Raw genomic sequence first — 21546 nt, forward strand, 5'->3', positions numbered from 1 at the left:
AACGTACAAACCATCGGCCGCTCATGGACGGGGCTTTGAGAGCTCCCGCTGCTGGATTCGGCGGGGGCCGCGTTGTGTACTGGCGACCATGCGTGAACCGAGCCGCGACGACCTGCTGGCGTGCTGCGCGTCCGCCCGCTGGGCCGACGGCGTGGCCGGGCGGCCCTATGCCGACCTGGCCGGGCTCCTCGACCGCAGCGACGCGGTGCTGGCCATGCTGAACTGGGCCGACGTCCAGGAGGCGCTGGCCGCGCACCCCCGGATCGGCGACCGCTCCGGCGGGGGGTCGAGGGAGTCGGCGTGGTCGCGCGAGGAGCAGTCGGGCACCGCCGCCGCCGAGGAGGACGTCCTGCGGCGGCTGAGCGCGGGCAACGCGGCCTACGAGGAGCGGTTCGGGCACGTCTACCTCGTCTGCGCGACCGGGAAGTCGGCCCCCGAGATGCTGGCGATCTTGGAGGATCGTCTGGGCAACGTACCGGAGAAGGAGCGGATGGTCGTGCGCGACGAGCTCGGGAAGATCGTCCGGCTGCGGCTGGCCAAGCTCTGGGAGGAGGACGCGTGAGCCTGTCCACCCATGTGCTCGACACCGCGCGCGGGTGCCCGGCCGCCGACGTCCACGTGCGGCTGGCCCGCCGGGCCGCTCACGGGTACGTCGCCCTCGCCGAGGCCCGCACCGACAAGGACGGCCGCATCCGGGAGTGGACGCCGCTCGGCCGCGAGTGGACCGGCACGCTGGAGGCGGCCACCTACCGGCTGATCTTCGACACCGGCGGCTACCTGGGAGACGACGCGTTCTTCCCCGAGGTCACCGTCGTCTTCACCATCGCCGACGCCGACCAGCACCACCACGTGCCGCTCCTGCTGAGCCCGTTCGGCTACTCGACCTACCGGGGGAGTTAGAAAGTGTTCACGCTCGGCCCCAACCGCTACGGCAAAGCCGAGACCCGGGTCGTGCGGGTCACCCGGGACGGCGACGCGCACCGGATCAAGGATCTGAACGTCAGCACGTCCCTGTCGGGCGACATGACCGACGTCCACCTGACCGGCGACAACGCGGCCGTGCTGCCGACCGACACGCAGAAGAACACCGTCTACGCGTTCGCCAAGAAGCACGGCGTGGCCGCGATCGAGGAGTTCGCCCTGCTGCTGGCCCGGCACTTCGTCGACGGGCAGCCGACGATCCACCACGCCCGCGTGGAGATCGAGGAGTACGCCTGGGAGCGCCGCGGCGCCCACTCCTTCGCCCGCAAGGGCCAGGAGGTGCGCACCTGCCTGGTCCACTACGACGGCGAGACGGCCACCGTGGTCTCGGGGCTCACGGACCTGGTCGTGCTCAACACGACCGACTCGGAGTTCTGGGGCTACCTGAAGGACGAGTACACGACCTTGCCGGAGACCCGCGACCGCGTGCTGGCCACCGCCGTGACCGCCCGCTGGCGGCACGCCGGCGAACCGGGCGACTGGGAGGCCTCCTACGCGACCGCCCGCGAGGCCCTGCTCGACGCCTTCGCGACGACCTACAGCCTGTCGCTCCAGCAGACCCTCTACGCCATGGGCGCCCGGGTGCTGACCGACTGCCCGGACGTCTGCGAGGTCCGCCTCGAACTGCCGAACAAGCACCACTTCCTCGTCGACCTCGACCCGTTCGGCCTCGACAACGACGGCGAGGTCTACTTCGCCGCCGACCGCCCCTACGGCCTGATCGAGGGCGCCGTGCTGCGCGAGGACGCGCCCGGCGCCGGAAAGGCGTGGGACTGATGGACTTCCTGCGTGCGACCACCTGGGCCGAGGCCCTGCGGATGAAGGCCGACCGGCCCGACGCGACGCCGGTCCAGGGCGGCACCGACGTCATGGTCGAGATCAACCTCGACAAGGGCCGCCCGGCGGCGCTGCTCGACCTCACGCCCGTGACCGAGCTGACCGAGTGGTCGGCCGGGTCGGGCACCGTCCGGATCGGGGCCGGGGTCACCTACACCCGGATCATCGCCGAGCTCGCAGACCGGCTGCCCGGCCTGGCGCAGGCCTCCCGCACGGTCGGCTCGCCGCAGATCCGCAACCGGGGCACGGTCGCGGGCAACCTCGGCGCGGCCTCCCCGGCGGGCGACAGCCACCCGCCGCTGCTCGCCTCCGGCGCGATCGTCGAGGCCGAATCGGTGGGCGGCGTCCGGATGATCCCGATCGGCGACTTCTACACCGGGGTCAAGCGCAACGCGCTGGCGCCCGACGAGCTGATCCGGGCGGTCCACGTGCCGGAGCGGCGGGGCCCGCAGTACTTCTCCAAGATCGGCACCAGGAACGCGATGGTCATCGCGGTCTGCTCCTTCGGCATCGCCCTCGACGTGGCGGCGCGAACGGTCGGCACCGGGATCGGCTCGGCCGCGCCGACGCCGCGCCGGGCCACGGAGGCGGAGGCCTTCCTGGCCGAGAACTGGTCTCCGGGTGATCCCGAGGTGAGCAGGAGGTTCGGGGAGCTCGTCGCCGCCGCGGCCGCGCCCATCGACGACGTCCGGGGCAGCCGCGACTACCGCGTCCACGCCCTGGCCGTGATGGCCCGCCGCACGCTCGGCTGGGCCTGGGAGGAACACAGGAGGACGTCATGAGGGTCAACGTCACCGTCAACGGCGCGCCGATGACCGCCGACGACGTCTGGCCGGGGGAGAGCCTGCTCTACGTCCTGCGGGAGCGGCTCGGCCTGCCGGGCGCGAAGAACGCCTGCGAACAGGGCGAGTGCGGCTCCTGCACGGTCTACCTCGACGGCGAGCCGGTCTGCGCCTGCCTCGTGGCGGCCGGCCAGGCCGAGGGCCGCGAGGTGCTGACCGTCGAGGGGCTGGCCTCCGGCGAGGGGGAGCTCGATCCGGTGCAGCAGGCGTTCGTCGAGTGCGGCGCCGTCCAGTGCGGTTTCTGTACGCCCGGTCTGATCGTCCAGGCCCATTCGCTGATCGCCCGCCACGACGGGGTGCCCGCCGACGCGGAGATCCGCGAGCACCTGGCGGGCAACCTGTGCCGGTGCACGGGCTACGAGAAGATCCTCGACGCGGTCCGCCTGGCCGCCCGCCGGAAGGCCGGTTCGTGATCGTCATCGAGAACGCCTACGTCGCCCCGGTCGTGGGCGCCGAGATCCCCGACGGCCATGTCGCCGTCGAGGGCAACCGCATCGTGTCGGTCGGCGCCGGTCCCTACCCCGGCGCGGGGGAGCGGATCGACGGCCGCGGCCGCCTGGTCACCCCCGGCCTGGTCAACACCCACCACCACCTCTACCAGTGGGCCTCGCAGGGCCTGGCCCCCGACGGCACCCTGTTCGAGTGGCTGGTGGCCAGCTACCCGGTCTGGGCGCGCATGGACGCCGAGGTCGTGCACGGCGCGGCGACGGCGGGCCTGGCCTGGCTGGCGCTGTCGGGCTGCACCACCACGACCGACCACCACTACGTGTTCCCCAAGGGCCGCGGCGACCTGTTCGCCGCCGAGATCCAGGCCGCCGCCGAGGTGGGCCTGCGCTTCCACCCGTGCCGGGGCTCGATGGACCGGGGCCGCTCGCAGGGCGGCCTGCCGCCGGACGAGGTCGTCGAGACCCTCGACGAGATCCTGGCCGAGACCGAGGCGGCGGTGCGCAAGTACCACGACCCCCTGTTCGACTCGATGCTGCGGGTGGCCGTCGCGCCCTGCTCGCCCTTCTCGGTCAGCGGCGACCTCATGCGCCAGGCCGCCGCGCTCGCGCGGGACCTCAAGGTCCGCCTGCACACCCACGGCGCCGAGACCCTCGACGAGGACGACCACTGCAAGGAGCAGTTCGGCATGCTCCCCGTCGAGTACCTCGAATCGCTCGGCTGGCTCGGCCCCGACGTGTGGATCGCGCACAGCGTGCACCTCACCGACGCCGACATCGCCCGCTTCGCCGAGACGGGCACCGGCACCGCCCACTGCCCCTCGTCCAACGGCCGCCTCGGCGCCGGGATCGCCCGGGTCAGCGAACTGCTCCGCGCGGGCGCGACCGTCGGGCTCGGCGTCGACGGCCCCGGCTCGGCCGAGTTCATCCCGCTCGCCGGGGAGATCCGCCAGGCGATGCTCATGCAGCGCGCCCGCTACGGCCCGCGGGCGCTGACCGCGCGGCAGGCCCTGGAGATCGCCACCATCGGCGGCGCCCGCTGCCTGGGCCGCGAGAGCGAGATCGGCTCCCTCGAACCCGGCAAGCTCGCCGACGTCGCCGTCTGGCGGGTCGACGGCCCCTACGCCGCCGCCTCCGACCCCATCGTGGCGCTCGGCTACGGCCAGACACCCCCTCTGGCCCGGCTGATCGTCAACGGCGTGACCGTCGTCGAGGACGGCGAACTCCGCACGGTCTCCGGCGAGGCGGCGGGAGCGGCGGGGGCGCGGGCGCACGCGCGATTGCTTCGGTCATGATGACGGCATGAAGGATCACAGCGTCGGCCACGTCGTCATCGCACCGGACAAGTTCAAGGGCTCGCTGACCGCCCCCGAGGTCGCCCGCCACGTCGCCGCCGGGCTCGGCGACGTGCCGGTCGTGCTGCTGCCCGTCGCCGACGGCGGCGACGGCACCGTCGACGCGGTCGCGGCCTGCGGTTTCACCCGCGTCGAGGTGGAGGTGACCGGCCCGACGGGACAACCGGTCCGGGCCTCGTACGCGGTCAGGGGCCAGACCGCCGTCGTCGAGATGGCCGAGGCGTCCGGGCTGCGCCGCCTGCCCGGAGGGCTCGAACCGCTGACCGCCACCAGCTACGGCACCGGCGAACTGATCGCGCACGCCCTGCGGGGCGGGGCCACCACGATCGTGCTCGGCCTGGGCGGGAGCGCCTGCACCGACGGCGGCACCGGCCTGGCCCGCGCCCTGGGCGCGCGTTTCCTCGACGCCTCCGGCGCGGAACTTCCCCTCGGTGGCGGCGCCCTCGTGGATCTGGCCACGATCGACCTGTCCGGCTTCGACGCCGGGACCGCCGAGTACGTCGTCGCCTCCGACGTCGACAACCCGCTGCTCGGCCCGCACGGCGCGGCGGCCGTCTACGCCCCGCAGAAGGGTGCGGACGCCGACCAGGTCAGGCTCCTGGAGTCCGGCCTGGCCCGGCTCGCCGCCGTTGCCGCCCACACCCACGGCCTGACCGGCTCGGTCGAGCACGACGGGGTCGTCCGCGCGATGGGCGTGGCCGGGCAGCCCGGCGCCGGGGCGGCCGGCGGCGTCGGCTTCGCCGCGCTCGCGTTCCTGAACGCGGCCATCCGGCCCGGAATCGCCTACCTGCTCGGCCTGCTCGACTTCGAGACCCACGTCGAGGGCGCGCGCCTGGTCATCACCGGCGAGGGCTCCCTCGACGAGCAGTCGCTGCGCGGCAAGGCCCCCGTCGGCGTCGCCAACGCGGCCATGCGGCACGGCGTGCCCGTGGTCGCGGTCTGCGGACGGCGCACCGTGTCCGCCGACGACCTGCGCAAGGCCGGGATCGAGGCCGCGTACGCGCTCACCGACGTCGAGCCCGACCCCGAGATCTGCATGGCCCAGGCCGGGCCGCTGCTGGAGCGGCTCGTGGCGAGTGTGGTGAAGGAGCATCTGTGACGGTTCTGGTGCGGTCACGCCGGGTGGTGACCCCCGAAGGGGTACGGCCGCTCGGCGTCGACGTCGTCGACGGGCGGATCGCGGGGCTGCGGCCGTACGACGCCGGCGGCGGCCTCGACCTCGGTGACGTCGCGCTGCTGCCCGGACTGGTCGACACGCACGTCCACGTCAACGAGCCCGGCCGCACCCACTGGGAGGGCTTCGCCACGGCCACCCGGGCGGCGGCGGCCGGAGGCGTGACCACCGTGGTCGACATGCCGCTGAACTCGCTGCCGCCGACCACGACCGTGCCCAACCTGGAGATCAAGAAGAAGGCCGCCCGGGGCCAGATCGCGGTCGACGTCGGCTTCTGGGGCGGCGCGATCCCCGGCAACCTCGGCGACCTGCGTCCCCTCTGGGACGCCGGGGTGTTCGGCGTGAAGTGCTTCCTGTCCCCGTCGGGCGTCGACGAGTTCCCCGCCCTCGACGGCGACGGCCTCACCCTGGCGCTGCGCGAACTGGCCCGCTTCGACGGCCTGCTGATCGTACACGCCGAGGACCCCTGGACGCTCACCGAGCCCACCGGCCCCTCCTATGCCGAGTTCCTCGGCTCGCGAACCCAGGACGCCGAGGTCAGGGCCATCGAGACGGTCATCGCGGTGGCCCGCGAGACGGGCGCGCGGGCGCACATCGTGCACGTCTCGGCCGGCGACGCGATCCCGGTGCTGCGCGCGGCCCGGTCCCAGGGCGTGCGGATCACCGCCGAGACCTGCCCCCACTACCTGACCCTCAGCGCCGAGGAGGTCACCGGCACCGCGTTCAAGTGCTGCCCGCCGATCCGCGAGGCGGCCAACCGCGACGCGCTCTGGGCCGGGCTGGCCGACGGCACGCTCATGGGCGTCGTCTCCGACCACTCCCCGTGCCCGGCCGACATGAAGAGCCCCGGCGACTTCGCCATGGCCTGGGGCGGCATCTCCTCGCTCCAGCTCGGCCTGCCCGTCGTCTGGACCGAGGCGTCGGCGCGCGGCTTCTCGCTGGAGGACGTCGTCCGGTGGATGGCGCGCGGGCCCGCCGACTTCGCCGGATTGGCGTACAAGGGCCGGATCGAGGTGGGGGCGGACGCCGACCTCGTGGCCTTCGACCCCGGCGCGGCCTTCGTCGTCGAGGCGGGGGACCTGGCCCACAAGAACCCGGTGACCGCCTACCAGGGGCGGACGCTGCGGGGGGTCGTACAGCAGACCTGGCTCCGCGGTGAGACGCCCGGCCACGGCCGGTTCCTGACGAGAGGTGCCCGATGACCTTCCGCCACCTGCCCGACCTCGCCCTGCGCGGCAACGGCGGCTCGGTGATCGCCGCCAACGACGAGGCGTTCGCCGAACGCCAGGCGCTGATCCTGCCGCACCCCGCCCAGTTCCACACCCACGACTTCGGCGCCAAGGGCCAGATCTACGACGGCTGGGAGACCCGCCGCCGGCGCACCCCCGGGCACGACTGGGCGATCGTCCGGCTCGGCCTGCCCGGCGTGATCCACGGGCTGGTGATCGACACCGCCTGGTTCAAGGGCAACTACCCGCCCTACGCCTCGGTCGACGCCTGCGCCGCCGACGAGCCTGCGGCCCACGACGAGCTGACCGGCTGGACCCAGATCCTGCCCAGGAGCCCGCTGGGCGGCGACCGCGAGCACGAGTTCGCCGTCGACGACCCCGGCCGCTACACGCACGTGCGGCTCAACATCTACCCCGACGGGGGAGTGGCCCGGTTCCGGGTGCACGGCGAGGTCGTGCCCGACCCCCGCTTCCTGCACGGCCTCACGATCGACCTGGCCGCGCTCGCCAACGGCGCCCGGGTGATCGACTGCTCCAACCAGTTCTACAGCTCGCCCAACAACGTCATCGCCCCGGGCCTGGCCCGCCACCAGGCCGAAGGCTGGGAGACCGCGCGCCGCCGCGACGACGGCAACGACTGGCTGGTGGTCCGCCTGGCCGGGCGCGGCACGGTCGCCGTCGCCGAGATCGACACCACCCACCTGGTCTTCAACGCCCCCGGCTGGGTGTCGCTGTCGGGCCGCGACGGCGACGGCGACTGGTTCAGCCTCCTCGGCAAGACCCGCCTCCAGCCCGACGCCCAGCACCGCTTCCGCCTCGACGGCGACCGCCCGGTCACCCACGTGAAGTGCGACATCTACCCCGACGGAGGCCTGGCCCGGCTACGCCTGCTAGGCGATCTGCTGGGCTAGTACCAGAGATTGATCGTGCTGCCCGCGGGCACCTGGCCGAGCGGGTTCTGGCCGCGCACGCGCTTGCCCGCGCCGTCGCCGCCGGGACGGCCCCGGGAGAACAGCTTGTGGACCTGCACCCGGAAACCGGCCGCCTCTAACTCGCGCTTGGCCTCGTTGACGTCCTTGAACCGCACGTCGGGGACGGGCACGAAGTCGGGCGCGGCGACCGACGGGTCCTGCTCCCAGGGCCACTTCCAGCCGGTGTCGGGGCCGCGCGAGACGGTCAGGCAGACCCGGGCGCCCTTGTCGACCTCGGCGCCGGCGATCGGCTCCTGGGCGATGACGGTGCCCTGCTGGGTGTCGTCGACGACCTCGTTGATGCAGCTCGGGTCGTAGCCGTTCTCACGCATCAGCGCCTCGGCCTGGTCGCGCGGCATGTTGACCACGTCGGGCAGCAGCAGGCCCATGCTGACGGCGAGGATGACGTTGGAGCCCTTCTCGACCTTCTTGCCGACGACGGGGTCGGTCTTGATCACCAGGCCGCGCGCGATGGTGTCGCTCGGGGTGCGGCGGACGCGGGAGACGTTCAGCCCGGCGTCGGAGATCGCCACGCGGGCGTCGGCCTCGGTCTTGCCCTCGACCTTCGGCACGGTCACCATCTCGGGGCCGCGGGAGGCGATGATCGTGATGACCGAGCCGCGCTCGGCCTCGACGCCCTTGACCGGGCTGGTCTCCAGCACCATGTCCTTGGGCACCTTGGCGTCGTAGCGGCCTTCGGCGATCTTGATGGTGAAGCCGTTGCTCTCGGCGAGCTGACGGGCCGCCTCGACGTTGCGCTGCACCAGGTCGGGCACGATCGCGGTGCGCGGCGCCGTGAAATACCACCCGCTGAACGCGATGCCGCCGACCATCACCAGGGCCAGCACGACGATGCCCCAGTTGACCCGGAACCCGCGCCGCGGCCTCGGGGGCGTGGTCGGCGGGATCTGGATGGCGGGCTGGATCATCGTCTGGGAGCCGGTCGCGTAGGAGCCGGAGTGGAAGGCCTGCTCGGCCTGGGCCGGCCGGACCGCCGAGTGGCGGCCGGTCGTGGCGGCGGGGAGGGTGCGGTGCACCTCGACGGCCGCCACCAGCATCGCGTTGGCGTCGTGCGGCCGGTCGGCCGGGTCTTTGGCGGTCGCCGCGGCCACCAGCGCGTCGAGCGCGGGCGGGATGTCGTAGGAGAACGACGACGGCGCGGGCACCGACTCGTGGACGTGGCGGTAGGCGACCGACACCGGGCTCTCGCCGCCGAACGGCTGACGCCCGGTGAGCAGCTCGAACAGCATGATCCCGGCGGCGTAGACGTCGGCGCGGACGTCGGCCTGGCCGGTGGTGACCTGCTCGGGGGCCATGTAGCCGACCGTGCCGATCATCACGCCGGAGCGGGTCTGGTTGCCGCCCTCGATGGCCCGCACGAGCCCGAAGTCGACGACCTTGACCCGGCCGTCTTCGGTCATCAGCACGTTCTCGGGCTTCACGTCGCGGTGGATCAGCCCGGCCTGGTGGGCGCTGCCGAGCGCCGCCAGCACCGGGATCATGATCTCCAGCGCCTCGCGCGGCGCCAGCGGCCCCCGCTCGTCGAGCACCGCCCGCAGCGTCTTGCCCGGGAAGTACTCCATCGAGAGGTAGACGTGGTCGCCGTCGGTGCCCTGGTCGAAGACGTGCACGATGTTGGGATGCGACAACGAGGCGACCGACTTGGCCTCGCCGATGAAACGCCGGACGAACTGCGGGTCCTCCGCCAGCGACCGGTGCATCACCTTGATCGCGACCATGCGGTCGAGCCGGACGTCCAGAGCCAGATAGACGGACGCCATGCCGCCCCGGGCGATCCGGGACTCGACGCGGTAACGCCCGTCGAGCGTATGCCCGACGAGCGGATCGGAAAGCGTCGTGTCCACGGCCTCGAGTTTACGGGTGATTTGCCACGTGCTGAGTGCAGGAATCCCAAACCGAGACCGAAACAGGAAGGTTTACCCGTCTTGGAACGGTCGCCCCGGCGAGGACGCCTCAGCATATCGCCGCCGCGGAATTCGGCCCGCCAGAAACGCCCGCCGCCCCGCCTCGACGGCGCCGCGCATCGCCGCCGCCATCAGGTCGGGCTTCTGCGCCCGGGTGACCGCCGTGGCCAGCAGCACCGCTGAACAGCCCAGTTCCATGGCCAGCGCGGCGTCGCTCGCGGTGCCGATCCCGGCGTCCAGGATCACCGGCACCTGCGCGGATTCGACGATGAGCTCGATGTTGTGGGGGTTTCGGATGCCCAGCCCCGACCCGATCGGCGACCCGAGCGGCATGACGGCCGCGCACCCCGCCTGCTCCAGCCGCCGGGCCAGGATCGGGTCGTCGCCGATGTAGGGGAGGACCACGAACCCGTCGGCCACCAGCCGCTCCGCCGCGTCGAACGTCTCGATCGGGTCGGGCAGCAGCGTCCGCTCGTCGGCGATGACTTCGAGCTTTACCCAATTGGTATTGAGCGCCTCCCGGGCGAGCCGCGCGGTCAGCACCGCCTCGCCCGCCGTGAAACACCCGGCGGTGTTCGGCAGCACCTTGATGGCGCGCTCGCGCAGCACGTCGAGCACCGACCCTCGGGCGGCCGGGTCGAGCCGGCGCATCGCGACCGTGGTCAGCTCGGTGCCCGAGGCCACCAGGGCCCGGTCGAGCACCTCCAGCGACGGCGCGCCGCCGGTGCCCATGATGAGCCGCGAGCCGAACTCCTCGCCGCCGATCAGCAGGGGATCGTCCATGTCCTTCAGCCTCCCTGGACCGCGGTGAGCACTTCGACCCGGTCGCCGTCGGCCAGCACGGTCGCGTCCCAGGCGCCCCGGCTGACCACCTCGTCGTTGACGGCCACCGCGATCCCGGTGGCCTGGGCCGTCAGTCTGTGCACGGCTTTCGTGACCGTCGCCCCGTCGTCGAGGTCGTGGGGGTCGCCGTTGATGGTGATGCGCATCTAGATCCTCGCCGGAGTGCATTCGGGCATGAGATCGGCTTCGCCGAAGAGGCCGGCCACGACGGCGTCGGCCGTCAGCGGGGCGAGCAGCACGCCCGCCCGGTGGTGACCGGCCGCCACCCACACGTCGCCGTGCCTGCCGACGTAGGGGAGGTTGTCGGGGGTGCCGGGCCGCAGCCCGGCGAACGTCTCGGCCAGTTCGAGCTCGGTGATGCCCGGCACGATCTCGCGGGCGTCCCGCAGCAGCTCGTAGACCCCGCCGGCGGTCACCCGGGTGTCGAACCCGAGTTCCTCCATCGTCGCGCCGACCACGATCTCGCCGTCGTCGCGGGGGACCAGGTAGACCTCGGAGCCGCGGACCGTGCCGCGTACACACGTGCCCAGGAGGCCGCGCGGGCCGCGCAGCCGCAGGATCTGCCCCTTGACCGGCCGGATCGGCAGGCCGGGCAGGAGGCTCGGCGACCAGGCCCCGGCCGCGACCACGACGTGGTCGGCCGGCAGGCCCTCCAGCGTGGTGACGCGCTCCCTGACGAGCCGGCCGCCCGCGTTCTGGAACGCCTGCTGCAGCGCCTGGGCCACCCGCCGCGGGTTCACCCACAGGTCGTCGCGGGCCAGCAGGCCGCCCCGGACGTTGGGCGAGAGCATCGGCTCGGCCTGGCGGCACTGCCGCCCGGTCAGCCGCTCCACGCGCAGCCCGAGCTTCTCCTCGAACGCGGCCAGCTCGTCGAGCTGGGCCAGGTCGTCGGCGTCGTAGGCGACCTCGACGGTCCCGTCGCCGCGCAGGTCGACGGGGATCCCGCCGGCGGCCTCCAGCTCGCCCGCGAAGGCGGGCCAGCGTTCGAGCGAGGCGAGGCCGAGCCGCAGCAGCGGCTCCTCGGTGTAGGTGACCTCGCTGACGGGCGCCAGCATGCCGGCGGAGGCACGGGTCGCCTGCGACCCCGGGTCGGGGTCGGCCAGGGTGACGGTGAGGCCCCGCGTGGCGGCCCGCCAGGCGATCGACAGGCCGGCGATGCCGCCGCCGATCACGAACACGTCTGAAGCGTTCATCCGCGCTCCCTTCGCCGGCATGATCCGGATCAGGTTCGATAGCGGTCGGGAACCTGTGGAGTTCCCCTCTCAGCCCGGTCAGCCGGACTCCCGCGCGTCTTTGTCCAGAGTAATGCGAATTGATCTGATTCGCACAACACGGAATAGCCGCGCTGTGCGAGCTACTTACTCAATTCGTTACCGAATCTCCATTGGCGGGTGGGCCCGTCGGCAATCTAGGGTCTACTCGTGGATCACGTCGTGGTGGTGGGCGCCGGCCTGGCCGGTGTCCGGAGTGTCGAGGCTTTGCGGGCCCACGGGTACCAGGGCCGGATCACCCTCATCGGCGAGGAACCCCATCGCCCCTACGACCGCCCGCCCCTGTCGAAGGCGGTCCTCCTCGGCGACGCCGACTCCACGGTGGTCGACTCCGACCTGGAGGCGCTCGACGTCCGCCTCATGCTCGGCACCGCCGCCAAGGGCCTCCACGACGGCGTCCTGTCGACCACCGACGGCGAACTCGCCTTCGACGGCCTGGTCGTCGCGACCGGCGCCACGCCCGTCCGGCTGCGCGGCGAGGGCCACCAGCACGTCCTGCGCACCATCGACGACGCCCTGGCCCTGCGCGAGACGCTGGTCGAGGGCGCCCGCGTGGCCGTCGTCGGCGCGGGCTGGATCGGCGCCGAGGTGGCCACGGCGGCGGCCCGCGCGGGCTGCCGCGTCACGGTCGTCGAGGCCGCCGACGCCCCGGTCGCGGCGGCGCTGCCGATCGGCCGCTTCATGATCCCCTGGTACGCCGAGGCCGGCGTCGAGCTCGTCCTCGACGCCCCCGTGGGAACCGTCGACCCCGACGGCCTGACCCTGATGGACGGCGGCCGCATCGAGGCCGACGTCGTGGTCACCGGCGTGGGCGTGCGCCCCAACGTCGCCTGGCTCGACGGCTCCGGCGTGGAGCTCGACAACGGCGTCCTGGTCGACGAGCACCTGCGCAGCTTCGTGCCCAACGTCGTCGCCGTCGGCGACTGCGCCAACTGGTACAGCCGCCGCTTCGGCCGCCGCATGCGCGTCGAACACTGGGACACCGCCCTGGGCGCCCCCGACGTCGCCGCCGCGACCCTGATGGGCGAGAACGCCGTCTACGACCCGGTGCCCTACTTCTGGTCCGAGCAGTTCGGCCGCATGGTCCAGTACGCCGGCCACCACCACGGCGCCCGCCTGGTGCTGCGCGGCGACCCCGAGACCGACGCCAAGTGGGCCGCCTGCTGGCTCACCCACGACCACCGGCTGACCGCGATCCTCACCGTCGACAGACCGCGCGATCTGGTGCAAGGCCGACGTCTCGTCGAAGGACGGCAAAGGCTCGACGCCGCCCGCCTCGCCGACCCAAGCGTTACCCTTCGAGACTGCACCGTGGCGTAAACCGGGTGTTTCATGGTGGCGGACGTGTGGTAATGGTGGATTCGTGACGCTTACAGTTGCGCAGATCGACCGAGACACCGACCAGCTCGTGGGGGAGTGGCTCCCTCTCTCGGAAGTCGCGAAGAAGCTCCAGCTCAGCATCGGCAGGGCGAAGCAGCTCATCAAGGACAAGAAGCTCGTGGGCGCCCGCAGAGGCGGTGGCGAGCCCCAGATCCCGGCGGTCTTCATCGCCGGAGACGACGTCATCAAGGGCCTCCCCGGCACGCTGACCGTGCTCGCCGACGCGGGCTACAGCGAGGTCGAGTCGATCCGGTGGTTGTTCACCCCCGACGAGTCGCTGCCCGGCGCCCCGATCGACGCCATCAAGGCCGGCCGCCACACCGAGGTGAAGCGCAGGGCCCAGGCGCTCGGGTTCTAGCCGTCCCATGACATCGTGGGTCGGGTGACCGACTCCTCCCGGCGCAGACTCGCCGACTCACGCCTCTATCTGTGCACCGACGGCCGCCGGGAGCGCGGCGACCTGGTCGAGTTCCTCGACGCGGCGCTCTCCGGCGGGGTGGACATCGTCCAGCTCCGGGAGAAGGGCCTGGAGGCCCGGGAGGAGCTCTCCCTGCTCGAGGTGTTCCGCGCGGCCTGTGACCGGCACGGCGCGCTGCTGGCGGTCAACGACCGCGCGGACATCGCCTACGCGGCGCGGGCCGACGTGCTCCACCTGGGGCAGGACGACCTGCCGGTGCCGCTGGCCCGGGAGATCGTCGGCGCCGGCATGCTGATCGGCCGCTCGACCCACTCCGCCGTCGAGGCCACGGCCGCCTCCACCGAGCCGGGCGTCGACTACTACTGCTGCGGGCCCACCTGGCCGACCCCGACGAAGCCGGGACGCCCGGCGCCGGGCCTGCCCCTCCTCGCGCACGCCTCGGGTGTGCCCTCCGACCGCCCGTGGTTCGCCATCGGCGGCATCGACCTGGGCAACCTCGACGAGGTGCTGGCCCAGGGGGCGACGCGGGTCGTGGTCGTGCGCGCCATCACCGAGGCCGCCGACCCCAAGGCCGCCGCAGGGGAGTTCGCCCGCCGCCTGCGGGCCTAGTTGCGGCGGGTGGTCGCCGCGATGGCCAGCGCCTTGAGCGCCTCGCGGGCCTCCGCCTCGATGGGGGCCGCGTCCAGGACGGCCACGGCCTCCTTCACGTACGTCGTGATGAGCTCCTCGGCCGAGGCGAGGGCGCCGGTGTCCTCGATGACGCCTCGGAGGGTGTCCACGCCCTCCTCGTCGAGCTTGGGGTCGCCGACGAGGGCGCGTACCGAACGGGCCTGGGCGGGGGAGGCCAGCTCCAGGGTGCGCGCGATGAGCATCGTGCGCTTGCCCTCGCGGAGGTCGTCGCCCGCGGGCTTGCCGGTCTCGGCCGGGTCGCCGAAGACGCCCAGGACGTCGTCGCGCAGCTGGAAGGCGATGCCGACGTTCTGCCCGTAGCCGGCGCAGACCTGGTCGATCCACGGCTCGCGCGACTGGGCCGCCAGGATCATGCCCAGGCGCAGCGGGTGCTCGACGGAGTACTTGCCGCTCTTGAACAGGGCCACCCGCCGCGCGCTCTCGAAGGAGTTCTCGCCGTGGGCCTGCGCCAGCAGGTCGAGGTACTGGCCGTTCATCAGCTCGGTCAGCATGTGGTCGAAGACGGGCTGCGCCGCCGCGAGGCTCTCGGCGGGCAGGCCGGAGGTCCGCCACAACTCGCCCGACCAGATGAGGAGCAGGTTCCCGACCAGGATCGCCGCGCCCTCCCCGAACTGCACCGCCGACCCGTGCCACCCGGAGTCGACGTGCAGCTTCTCGAAGCGCCGGTGCGCCGAGGGCATGCCGCGCCGCATGTCGCTGGAGTCCATCACGTCGTCGTGGACGAGCGCGCTGGCCTGGAGCAGCTCCAGCGCCGACGCGGCGGAGATCACGCCGGGGTCGTCGGCGCCTCCGGCGGCCCGCCAGCCCCAGTAGCAGAAGGCCGGCCGCAGCCGCTTGCCCCCCACCAGGAAGTCGCGCACCGCGCCCAACACGGCCGCCAGGTCGGGATCGTCGAAGGCCGCCCGGCGGCGGTCGACGAAGCGCTGGAGGGCCTGGTCGACCTCGGGACGGATGAAGTCCAAAGGCGCGGTGGCATTTGTCATGTAATGAGGGTATCTGCAGGTGATCGATTCGTTCATCTGGCGGGGTGTTTGTGACGGGTGAGCCGAGATTTGATCATCCGGTAAGACGGTTTCCGCCGACTTTCCGGCGGGACTAGTAACCTTGGCCGCATGGCTCTGGGTCTCCCCTCACGCTTTCCCGACCGTGTCGCCACCGTGAGGGAACTGCTCGCGGCGGGCGAGCGGTCGTTCTCGTTCGAGTTCATGCCGCCCAAGACACCCGAGGCGGAACGTCAGCTCTGGCGGGTGATCCGGGAACTGGAGTCGCTGAAGCCGACCTTCGTCTCGGTCACCTACGGCGCGGGCGGCTCCACCCGTGACCGGACCGTCGACATCGTCGAACGCATCGCCCACAGCACGACGCTGACGCCGGTCGCCCACTTCACCGCCGTCAACCACTCGGTGCGCGAGCTGCGCCACCTCATCGGCCGCTTCGCCGACGCGGGCGTGCGCAACATCCTGGCCGTCCGGGGCGACCCGCCCGGCGACCCGATGGGCGAGTGGATCGCCCATCCGGAGGGCGTCCACTACGCCGAAGACCTGGTCCGGCTGATCCGTCAGTCGGGTGAGTTCTGCGTGGGGGTGGCGGCGTTCCCCTACAAGCACCCCCGGTCGCCGTCGATCGAGTCCGACGTCGACTACTTCGTGCGCAAGTGCCGGGCCGGCGCCGACTACGCGATCACCCAGATGTTCTTCGAGGCCGACGACTACCTGCGGCTGCGCGACCGGGTCGCGGCGTCGGGCTGTGACACGCCGATCATCCCCGGCATCATGCCGGTCACCAGGTTCGCCACGATCGCCCGCTCCGAGCAGCTCTCCGGGGCGCCGTTCCCGGCGAAGGTCGCCGAGCGCTTCGAGCGGGTCAAGGACGACCCCGACGCCGTCTACCGGCTCGGCATCGAGCACGGCGTGGAGTTGTGCCGCCGCCTGCTCGACGAGGGCGCTCCGGGCATCCACTTCATCACGTTCAACCGGTCGAACGCGACGCGCGAGGTCTACCAGGCGCTGATGCCGGCCGTCCCGGTGGTCTGAGACGGAAAAGGCGGGGCCGTCCACCCGGACGGCCCCGCCTTTCGCATGACTACGGCAGAGCGCACATCACGGCGTCGCGCCAGTCCCACTCCGCCCAGTTGTAGTCGGGGGCGTGGCCGCCGGTGATCTCGGCGAGCTCGCTTTCGTCGAGCTGTCGGGCGGAGGAGGCGAAATCGCTCATGTGAACCCCTTGGGTGAGGTGGACCAGTCACCTCCACGCTGCCAAAGCGATCTTGCAAGTGTCTTGAGGATCACTGCGGAACGTCTCTAGGCGGGCGGCGCGAGGGGGAGGCGGGCGCCGGCGATGGCGTAGAGCTCCGAGCCGCCAGGGAAGGCGAAGGCCGTCATCAGGTCGTAGAAGCCGAGGCTCGCGTAGAGGTGGCGGGCCGCCGTCGGGGCGTCGTGGGTCGAGAGCACGGCCGTGCGTTCCGGACGCCCCGCGCACATCGTGTGGATCATGCGGCGGCCGATGCCCTTGCTCTGGTGGTCGGGGTGGACGTGGATCTCGGCCAGCTCCAGCGCGTCGCCGAACCAGTCGTCGGCCACCAGGGGGCCCGCGCGTTCGAACAGGGCCCGTTTGACCACGTCGTGCCACCACTGGCCGTGGGCGCCGTGGAAGCCGTAGGCGAACCCGGCGATCTCCCCGTGCTCGGTCGTGGCCAGCACCCCGGCGAAGGCCGGATAGGTGGTGTGGTTGCGCATTATGGCCAGCCGCCCCGACAACTGGTCGGGCGGCGGGCGCATGGCGGCGGTGTAGATGCCCAGGACCGTGCGCAGTTCCGAGGTGAAGCTCTCGGGCCCCACCCGGCGCATCTCGATCATCCTCCGCACCCTAACCGATCACGCCACGTCGGCGGGTGTACCCCCGGTCAGGGCGACGAGCTCGTCGAACGTCGTCGGGAAGACCGTGTGGGGGTGACCGGCGGCGGCCCAGACGACGGGGTGCTTGCCGAGCCAGGTGTCGACGACGGTGCGCACCGGGGCCGGGTGCCCGATGGGCGCCACCCCGCCGATGGGGTGCCCGGTGTGCTCGCGCACGAACTCGGGGCTGGCCCGGCGTACCTTCGCCACCCCGAGCAGCGAGGCGACCAGGCCGGTGTCGACGCGGTGGGCGCCGCTGGTCAGCACCAGCAGCGGGGCGCCGTCGGCGTCGAACACGAGACTGTTGGCGATCGCGCCGACCTCACACCCGAGCTGGGCGGCGGCCGTCGCGGCGGTCGGCGCCGCGTCCTCCAGGAGCACGACCTCTCCCGTGGCCCCGTGGGCGCGGAGGATTCCGGCGATATGGACAGCGCTCGGCGGCAACTTTTCTGGCACGCGCCAACTCTAAACAGATCGGATGGGACATGGCGTGTTGATAACGACACCATGCCTCCCACTTGGACCAATCGACCCTTGGGTTATGGTCCTTTGACCCGAGCTTGTGCACTTTTGGAGGGGTTGGTAGCAATGGGGGTTCGGCAGCACCTGGCTGTCGCCGCCGCTGTGGTCACGGCGGGGGCCGTGCTGGCGATATCACCACCGGCCGTGGCGGCGCCGGTGGCCGCGCAGCAGACCGTACAGGCGGCTCCCGGCTGGGTCTCACCCGGCAAGACGCTGAAGATCGGCGCGAAGGGCGGCGTCGTCAAGAGCCTGCAGACGCGCCTGAAGGAACTGGGCTACCTGCCCGGCAAGATCGACGGGCGCTACGGCGGCGCCACGCAGTCGGCCGTCTGGGCCTTCCAGAAGGTCAACGGCATCAAGCCGACCAGCACCGTCGCGTCGAAGACCTGGCGCGCCCTGGAGAACCCCAAGCTCCCGAAGGTGCTGGTCCCGAACGGCAGGCCGACCCGCGCCGAGGTCAACCTGACGACCCAGATCCTGGTCCTGTACGTCAAGGGCCGGATCACGCTGATCTCGCACATCTCCAGCGGCAGCGGCATCCCCTACGTGGAGTACGCGACCTGGAACGGCACCCGCCAGAAGTTCACCGGCGACGCCCGCACCCCGACGGGGAACTTCAAGACGACCTGGCGGCGCGACGGCTGGCACAAGTCCTACCTGGGCCAGCTCTACAACCCGATCTTCTTCAACGGCGGCATCGCCTTCCACGGCGCGTTGTCGGTCCCCCTCTACCCGGCCTCCCACGGCTGCGTGCGCCTCCCGATGCACGTGGCGGAGGTCCTCCCCGGCCTGCTGGGCAAGGGCGTGCCGGTGCACGTGCGCGGGAAGTTCCGGCGCTGACACCTGCTTTTCGAAAGGCCCCGCCCCTCGGCGGGGCCTTTTCCTTTTCCGTACGCGGCCACCGATTGATCGAACGGGCTTTCGAAGTTTCTTGACTTTGATGTTGGTCGAAACTATGTTCGATGAAGGTGGGAGCGAGACTCGCGGCTCGCTCTCACCGCGTGGGTCCGGGCGCCGGCCATCGGCGGAAGGGCGGGTGTCGCGGCCCCACAGCTTCGGGCCGGACGGGGAGAGGGGAAGCTCCTCGTCCGGCCGCCCGATCCGGCGGAAATGTCGGTGGGGTCTGCGACTGTTGACCCTGACCGGCGACGAGACCGCCGGTGGCCACTCGTTTAGGAGGCCGAACCACCATGACCGGACCGCAGCAGAACGGCCACGGGGCCGCCCCGACCGGGCCCGCCAGCGGGCCCAAGGTGTCGCGGACCGTCCTCGCGCATCTCACCGACGCACGCGCCTGCCTCGCCGACGCGGCACAGGCGGGCAACCCGGCCGACCGCTACATCCACGCCCACCTCGCCGCCCTCCGCTCGGCCGCGGCCATCCTCGCCGCCCGTCCCCAGCCGATCGACGGCCGTCGCCGCCGTCTGCGCAGCGCGTGGGAGCTCCTTCCCGAAGTCCAGCCCGAACTGTCCCAGTGGGCCGCCTACTTCGCCGTCAGCGCCAAGAAGCGCGCCGCGGCCGAGGCCGGGCTGGTCCACCTGGTGAGCGTCCACGACGCGGAGGAGCTCATCGCCGAGGCGACGGCGTTCGTGACCATCATCGAGTCCACCCTCGGCGTGACCACCCAGGAGACCCTGCCCATGGCGGGATAGCGCAGGCGTCCGGATGCGTTTCCCCGCCGCATCCGGACGCACGCCGCCGTGGTTCGAGCTGGTCGGTTACCACTTCGCACCTCAAGTAAGGTTCGGTGACCGAAAAAGCGACCGCGGGAGTTTTCGCCATGTCTCATGAGGTCGAGGCCGACCGTGTCATGCGTTCCATGGGGAAGTTGTGCCTCGAACACGACCCCGACGTCTTCCGTTCCGTGCTCGACCGGATCGGCGACAAGTGGAGCCTCATCCTGATCGGGCTGCTCGACACCGGGTCGATGCGCTTCACCGAGCTGCTCCACACCACCCCGGGCATCTCCCGCCGGATGCTCACCCTGACGCTGCGCAACCTCGAACGCGACGGCATCGTCAAGCGCACCATCTACCCCGAGATACCGCCCCGGGTCGAATATGAGGTCACGCCGTTCGGCCACACCCTCACCGCCCCCGTCATCGGCCTCGCCCAGTGGGCCGCCGACAACCAGAACACGATCGTCGCCAACCGCCGCGCGTTCGACGCCGCCGCCGGCCACCTCGACGACGAGCTCGAATGACAGGGTCGGTCAACCGGGTGTGACCGGGTTTAGTTGAAGTTACCGGTTACCGCCGTGTACTCAGTACTCATCAGTTACTGAGCAGGTGGCGAGCATGATCGCTGCCTTCGGCGAGAGGACCTCTCCCCATGACCCGCATCGGCATCATCCTCGGCAGCACCCGGCCCGGCCGCAACGGCGAGCAGGTCGCCCGATGGGTGTACGAACACGCGTCCCAGCGCACCGACGCCACGTTCGAGATCATCGACCTGCTCGACTACCCGCTCCCGCATTTCGACGAGCCCATCTCCCCGCTGATGGGCCAGTACAAGAACGACCACACCAAGGCGTGGGCGGCGAAGATCGCCTCCTACGACGGCTTCGTCATGGTGACACCCGAGTACAACCACTCGACCTCGGGCGTGCTGAAGAACGCCATCGACTACCTGTTCGCCGAGTGGAACAACAAGGCGTTCGGCGTCGTCTCCTACGGGAGCGTGGGCGGGGCGCGGGCGGCCGAGCACCTGCGGCTGATCGGCGGGGAGCTCAAGCTCGCCGACGTGCGGACCAACGTGGCGCTGTCGATGTTCACCGACTTCGTCGACTTCACCAAGCTGAACCCGAGCGACTACCAGGTCGCGACGCTGACCACCATGCTCGACGAGGTCGTCGCCTGGAGCCGGGCGCTGGCGCCGCTCCGCGAGGCGAGCTAGCTGGTCGCCGCGCGGGGGAGGACCACCACCGGGCAGGGGGCGGCCCGGAGGACCTTCAGCGACATGTCGCCGACGAACACGCGGCGCAGGGGGCCGACCGAGCTCGACCCGCAGACCAGCAGCTCGCCCGGCGTCCAGTCGGTCCCTGCCAGCGCCTCGGAGGCGTCCGGGGCGGTCAGCACCTCGGTGGTGACGCCCCGGGGGAGGGCGGCCGTGCGGCGGGGGCTGCGGACCGCCGCGCGCAGGGCGTGTTCGTAGCGGGCGCGGACCTGCTCCAGGACCTCTTCGGGCACCTGGGGGGCGGTCGGCAGCACGGTGATCAGGCGGAGGGGGAGCTGCAGCGTCCCGGCCGCCCTGATCGCCAGCAGCAGGGCGGCCTCGCAGGCGGGGGACTTGTCGTAGCCGAACGTGATGCGGTCCAGGGCGGCCGGGGGATCGGCCGCGTAGCCCCGCGGGGCGAGGCACACGGGGGTGTGGCTGCTGTGCAGGAGCTGGTCGGCGGTGCTGCCGACGGCGATCCGGCGGCCGGGGCCGTGGGGGGCCGAGCCGATGACGATCAGGTCGCAGGTCTCCTGCGCCGACAGCCGGTTGAGCCCCAGGCCCGCGCTGCGGTGCACGGTGGAGACCACCTCGGCGTCGTCCAGGCCGGCCTCCCGCGCGGCCTGCTCGGCCAGGCTCAGGGCCGCCGACTCCCGTGACAGCAGATAGGCCCGCCACTCGGCGTCGGCCTTCGCCGGGCCGGGCGTCTCCCACACCGCCGGGCGCACGACCGCCACCCTCACATGGCCGTTGAGCGTGCGCGCGAAGACGCCCGCCAGCGCCAGGGCGTCGTGGCCCCCAGAGTCGGGGACGAAGCCGGTGACGATGTTCACGCCG

The 21546-nt window shown here is 72.0% G+C and carries 26 protein-coding genes and 1 riboswitch; of the genes, 17 read left to right on the plus strand and 9 right to left on the minus strand.

Annotation, left to right across the window (positions count from 1 at the left end):
- The first annotated feature begins 88 nt into the window (after positions 1 to 88).
- From uraD to alc, 9 genes are read left to right on the plus strand one after another with little or no spacing between them, the layout of a single operon-like run.
- Positions 89 to 562: a 2-oxo-4-hydroxy-4-carboxy-5-ureidoimidazoline decarboxylase gene (gene uraD, locus QSK34_RS02955; RefSeq protein ID WP_285579586.1), complete on the plus strand. Its 474-nt coding sequence runs from the start codon at positions 89 to 91 to the stop codon at positions 560 to 562.
- The gene (uraH, locus tag QSK34_RS02960) at positions 559 to 900 is read left to right on the plus strand and encodes a hydroxyisourate hydrolase (protein WP_030450410.1); all 342 of its coding nucleotides are present in this window, start codon (positions 559 to 561) and stop codon (positions 898 to 900) included. The genes uraD and uraH overlap by 4 nt, the downstream gene beginning before the upstream one ends.
- Before the next feature lie 3 nt (positions 901 to 903).
- Entirely contained in the window at positions 904 to 1758 is an 855-nt protein-coding gene (gene pucL, locus QSK34_RS02965) for a factor-independent urate hydroxylase (RefSeq protein WP_285579589.1), read from the plus strand.
- Positions 1758 to 2600, plus strand: coding sequence for an FAD binding domain-containing protein (locus QSK34_RS02970; RefSeq protein ID WP_285579591.1), 843 nt, complete (start codon positions 1758 to 1760; stop codon positions 2598 to 2600). Before pucL ends, QSK34_RS02970 begins: the two co-directional genes overlap by 1 nt.
- Positions 2597 to 3073 carry a (2Fe-2S)-binding protein gene (locus QSK34_RS02975; RefSeq protein WP_161480128.1) on the plus strand — a complete coding sequence of 159 codons (477 nt, stop codon included), beginning with the start codon at positions 2597 to 2599 and terminating at the stop codon, positions 3071 to 3073. The genes QSK34_RS02970 and QSK34_RS02975 overlap by 4 nt, the downstream gene beginning before the upstream one ends.
- Entirely contained in the window at positions 3070 to 4398 is a 1329-nt protein-coding gene (locus tag QSK34_RS02980) for an 8-oxoguanine deaminase (protein WP_285579594.1), read from the plus strand. Before QSK34_RS02975 ends, QSK34_RS02980 begins: the two co-directional genes overlap by 4 nt.
- A gap of 7 nt (positions 4399 to 4405) precedes the next feature.
- A complete protein-coding gene (locus QSK34_RS02985) occupies positions 4406 to 5557 on the plus strand; it encodes a glycerate kinase (RefSeq protein ID WP_285579596.1) in 1152 nt (383 codons plus the stop codon).
- Positions 5554 to 6834 (plus strand): allantoinase AllB, encoded by a 1281-nt coding sequence (allB, locus tag QSK34_RS02990; protein ID WP_285579598.1) that lies wholly within the window; start codon positions 5554 to 5556, stop codon positions 6832 to 6834. Before QSK34_RS02985 ends, allB begins: the two co-directional genes overlap by 4 nt.
- Positions 6831 to 7772 (plus strand): allantoicase, encoded by a 942-nt coding sequence (gene alc, locus QSK34_RS02995; RefSeq protein WP_285579600.1) that lies wholly within the window; start codon positions 6831 to 6833, stop codon positions 7770 to 7772. Before allB ends, alc begins: the two co-directional genes overlap by 4 nt.
- Here alc and pknB read toward each other — a convergent pair.
- The 4 genes from pknB to thiO form a co-directional block, all read right to left on the minus strand.
- The gene (gene pknB, locus QSK34_RS03000; RefSeq protein WP_285579602.1) at positions 7769 to 9697 is read right to left on the minus strand and encodes a Stk1 family PASTA domain-containing Ser/Thr kinase; all 1929 of its coding nucleotides are present in this window, start codon (positions 9695 to 9697) and stop codon (positions 7769 to 7771) included. The two genes, alc and pknB, sit on opposite strands and share 4 nt — an antisense overlap.
- Before the next feature lie 72 nt (positions 9698 to 9769).
- The gene (locus tag QSK34_RS03005; RefSeq protein WP_030450401.1) at positions 9770 to 10540 is read right to left on the minus strand and encodes a thiazole synthase; all 771 of its coding nucleotides are present in this window, start codon (positions 10538 to 10540) and stop codon (positions 9770 to 9772) included.
- A 5-nt stretch (positions 10541 to 10545) separates the two neighbouring features.
- Complete coding sequence (gene thiS, locus QSK34_RS03010) at positions 10546 to 10746, minus strand: sulfur carrier protein ThiS (protein ID WP_161480123.1); 201 nt, start codon at positions 10744 to 10746, stop codon at positions 10546 to 10548.
- Entirely contained in the window at positions 10747 to 11793 is a 1047-nt protein-coding gene (gene thiO / locus QSK34_RS03015; protein WP_285579606.1) for a glycine oxidase ThiO, read from the minus strand.
- A riboswitch (TPP riboswitch) is annotated at positions 11783 to 11897 on the minus strand. (Overlaps the previous gene by 11 nt.)
- A gap of 124 nt (positions 11898 to 12021) precedes the next feature.
- Here thiO and QSK34_RS03020 point away from each other — a divergent pair.
- The 3 genes from QSK34_RS03020 to thiE are packed head-to-tail and all read left to right on the plus strand — an operon-like array spanning position 12022 to position 14278.
- The gene (locus QSK34_RS03020; RefSeq protein WP_285579608.1) at positions 12022 to 13191 is read left to right on the plus strand and encodes an NAD(P)/FAD-dependent oxidoreductase; all 1170 of its coding nucleotides are present in this window, start codon (positions 12022 to 12024) and stop codon (positions 13189 to 13191) included.
- A 43-nt stretch (positions 13192 to 13234) separates the two neighbouring features.
- The gene (locus tag QSK34_RS03025) at positions 13235 to 13609 is read left to right on the plus strand and encodes an Rv2175c family DNA-binding protein (RefSeq protein WP_030450397.1); all 375 of its coding nucleotides are present in this window, start codon (positions 13235 to 13237) and stop codon (positions 13607 to 13609) included.
- 24 nt (positions 13610 to 13633) lie between these two features.
- Positions 13634 to 14278: a thiamine phosphate synthase gene (thiE, locus tag QSK34_RS03030; RefSeq protein WP_285579611.1), complete on the plus strand. Its 645-nt coding sequence runs from the start codon at positions 13634 to 13636 to the stop codon at positions 14276 to 14278.
- Here the strand turns inward: thiE and QSK34_RS03035 are convergent.
- Positions 14275 to 15342: a polyprenyl synthetase family protein gene (locus QSK34_RS03035; RefSeq protein WP_285579613.1), complete on the minus strand. Its 1068-nt coding sequence runs from the start codon at positions 15340 to 15342 to the stop codon at positions 14275 to 14277. The genes thiE and QSK34_RS03035 overlap by 4 nt on opposite strands.
- A 129-nt stretch (positions 15343 to 15471) precedes the next feature.
- Between QSK34_RS03035 and metF the strand changes: the two genes are divergently transcribed.
- Positions 15472 to 16392, plus strand: coding sequence for a methylenetetrahydrofolate reductase [NAD(P)H] (gene metF, locus QSK34_RS03040; protein WP_285579615.1), 921 nt, complete (start codon positions 15472 to 15474; stop codon positions 16390 to 16392).
- A gap of 49 nt (positions 16393 to 16441) precedes the next feature.
- Here metF and QSK34_RS03045 read toward each other — a convergent pair whose 3' ends face one another.
- The 3 genes from QSK34_RS03045 to QSK34_RS03055 all read right to left on the minus strand — a co-directional run bounded on the left by QSK34_RS03045 (position 16442) and on the right by QSK34_RS03055 (position 17709).
- Positions 16442 to 16573, minus strand: coding sequence for a hypothetical protein (locus tag QSK34_RS03045; RefSeq protein WP_268903265.1), 132 nt, complete (start codon positions 16571 to 16573; stop codon positions 16442 to 16444).
- Between the two features lie 86 nt (positions 16574 to 16659).
- On the minus strand, positions 16660 to 17214 hold the full coding sequence (locus QSK34_RS03050) for a GNAT family N-acetyltransferase (RefSeq protein WP_030450393.1): 555 nt from the start codon (positions 17212 to 17214) through the stop codon (positions 16660 to 16662).
- Positions 17215 to 17232: 18 nt separating this feature from the next.
- The gene (locus QSK34_RS03055; protein ID WP_161480116.1) at positions 17233 to 17709 is read right to left on the minus strand and encodes a YbaK/EbsC family protein; all 477 of its coding nucleotides are present in this window, start codon (positions 17707 to 17709) and stop codon (positions 17233 to 17235) included.
- Positions 17710 to 17841: 132 nt separating this feature from the next.
- Between QSK34_RS03055 and QSK34_RS03060 the strand changes: the two genes are divergently transcribed.
- From QSK34_RS03060 to QSK34_RS03075, 4 genes are all read left to right on the plus strand, one after another.
- Positions 17842 to 18615 (plus strand): L,D-transpeptidase family protein, encoded by a 774-nt coding sequence (locus tag QSK34_RS03060; protein WP_285579624.1) that lies wholly within the window; start codon positions 17842 to 17844, stop codon positions 18613 to 18615.
- Between the two features lie 350 nt (positions 18616 to 18965).
- Entirely contained in the window at positions 18966 to 19427 is a 462-nt protein-coding gene (locus tag QSK34_RS03065) for an SAV_6107 family HEPN domain-containing protein (RefSeq protein WP_034382613.1), read from the plus strand.
- Positions 19428 to 19555: 128 nt separating this feature from the next.
- Entirely contained in the window at positions 19556 to 19978 is a 423-nt protein-coding gene (locus tag QSK34_RS03070) for a winged helix-turn-helix transcriptional regulator (protein ID WP_285579628.1), read from the plus strand.
- Positions 19979 to 20106: 128 nt separating this feature from the next.
- Positions 20107 to 20670 carry an NADPH-dependent FMN reductase gene (locus QSK34_RS03075; protein WP_285579631.1) on the plus strand — a complete coding sequence of 188 codons (564 nt, stop codon included), beginning with the start codon at positions 20107 to 20109 and terminating at the stop codon, positions 20668 to 20670.
- Here the strand turns inward: QSK34_RS03075 and QSK34_RS03080 are convergent.
- Complete coding sequence (locus tag QSK34_RS03080) at positions 20667 to 21542, minus strand: universal stress protein (protein WP_285579633.1); 876 nt, start codon at positions 21540 to 21542, stop codon at positions 20667 to 20669. The genes QSK34_RS03075 and QSK34_RS03080 overlap by 4 nt on opposite strands.
- Positions 21543 to 21546: the final 4 nt, after the last annotated feature.

Source organism: Herbidospora sp. NBRC 101105 (assembly GCF_030269205.1).
Taxonomy (GTDB): Bacteria; Actinomycetota; Actinomycetes; order Streptosporangiales; family Streptosporangiaceae; genus Herbidospora; species Herbidospora solisilvae.

Bases quoted from the DNA above. Each gene is read 5' to 3' on its own strand.
- uraD (WP_285579586.1), top strand. From the start codon at position 89: ATGCGTGAACCGAGCCGCGACGACCTGCTGGCGTGCTGCGCGTCCGCC.
- QSK34_RS02970 (WP_285579591.1), top strand. From the start codon at position 1,758: ATGGACTTCCTGCGTGCGACCACCTGGGCCGAGGCCCTGCGGATGAAG.
- QSK34_RS02975 (WP_161480128.1), top strand. From the start codon at position 2,597: ATGAGGGTCAACGTCACCGTCAACGGCGCGCCGATGACCGCCGACGAC.
- QSK34_RS02985 (WP_285579596.1), top strand. From the start codon at position 4,406: ATGAAGGATCACAGCGTCGGCCACGTCGTCATCGCACCGGACAAGTTC.
- alc (WP_285579600.1), top strand. From the start codon at position 6,831: ATGACCTTCCGCCACCTGCCCGACCTCGCCCTGCGCGGCAACGGCGGC.
- QSK34_RS03005 (WP_030450401.1), bottom strand. From the start codon at position 10,540: ATGGACGATCCCCTGCTGATCGGCGGCGAGGAGTTCGGCTCGCGGCTC.
- thiS (WP_161480123.1), bottom strand. From the start codon at position 10,746: ATGCGCATCACCATCAACGGCGACCCCCACGACCTCGACGACGGGGCG.
- thiO (WP_285579606.1), bottom strand. From the start codon at position 11,793: ATGAACGCTTCAGACGTGTTCGTGATCGGCGGCGGCATCGCCGGCCTG.
- QSK34_RS03035 (WP_285579613.1), bottom strand. From the start codon at position 15,342: ATGACAAATGCCACCGCGCCTTTGGACTTCATCCGTCCCGAGGTCGAC.
- metF (WP_285579615.1), top strand. From the start codon at position 15,472: ATGGCTCTGGGTCTCCCCTCACGCTTTCCCGACCGTGTCGCCACCGTG.
- QSK34_RS03045 (WP_268903265.1), bottom strand. From the start codon at position 16,573: ATGAGCGATTTCGCCTCCTCCGCCCGACAGCTCGACGAAAGCGAGCTC.
- QSK34_RS03050 (WP_030450393.1), bottom strand. From the start codon at position 17,214: ATGATCGAGATGCGCCGGGTGGGGCCCGAGAGCTTCACCTCGGAACTG.
- QSK34_RS03060 (WP_285579624.1), top strand. From the start codon at position 17,842: ATGGGGGTTCGGCAGCACCTGGCTGTCGCCGCCGCTGTGGTCACGGCG.
- QSK34_RS03065 (WP_034382613.1), top strand. From the start codon at position 18,966: ATGACCGGACCGCAGCAGAACGGCCACGGGGCCGCCCCGACCGGGCCC.
- QSK34_RS03070 (WP_285579628.1), top strand. From the start codon at position 19,556: ATGTCTCATGAGGTCGAGGCCGACCGTGTCATGCGTTCCATGGGGAAG.
- QSK34_RS03075 (WP_285579631.1), top strand. From the start codon at position 20,107: ATGACCCGCATCGGCATCATCCTCGGCAGCACCCGGCCCGGCCGCAAC.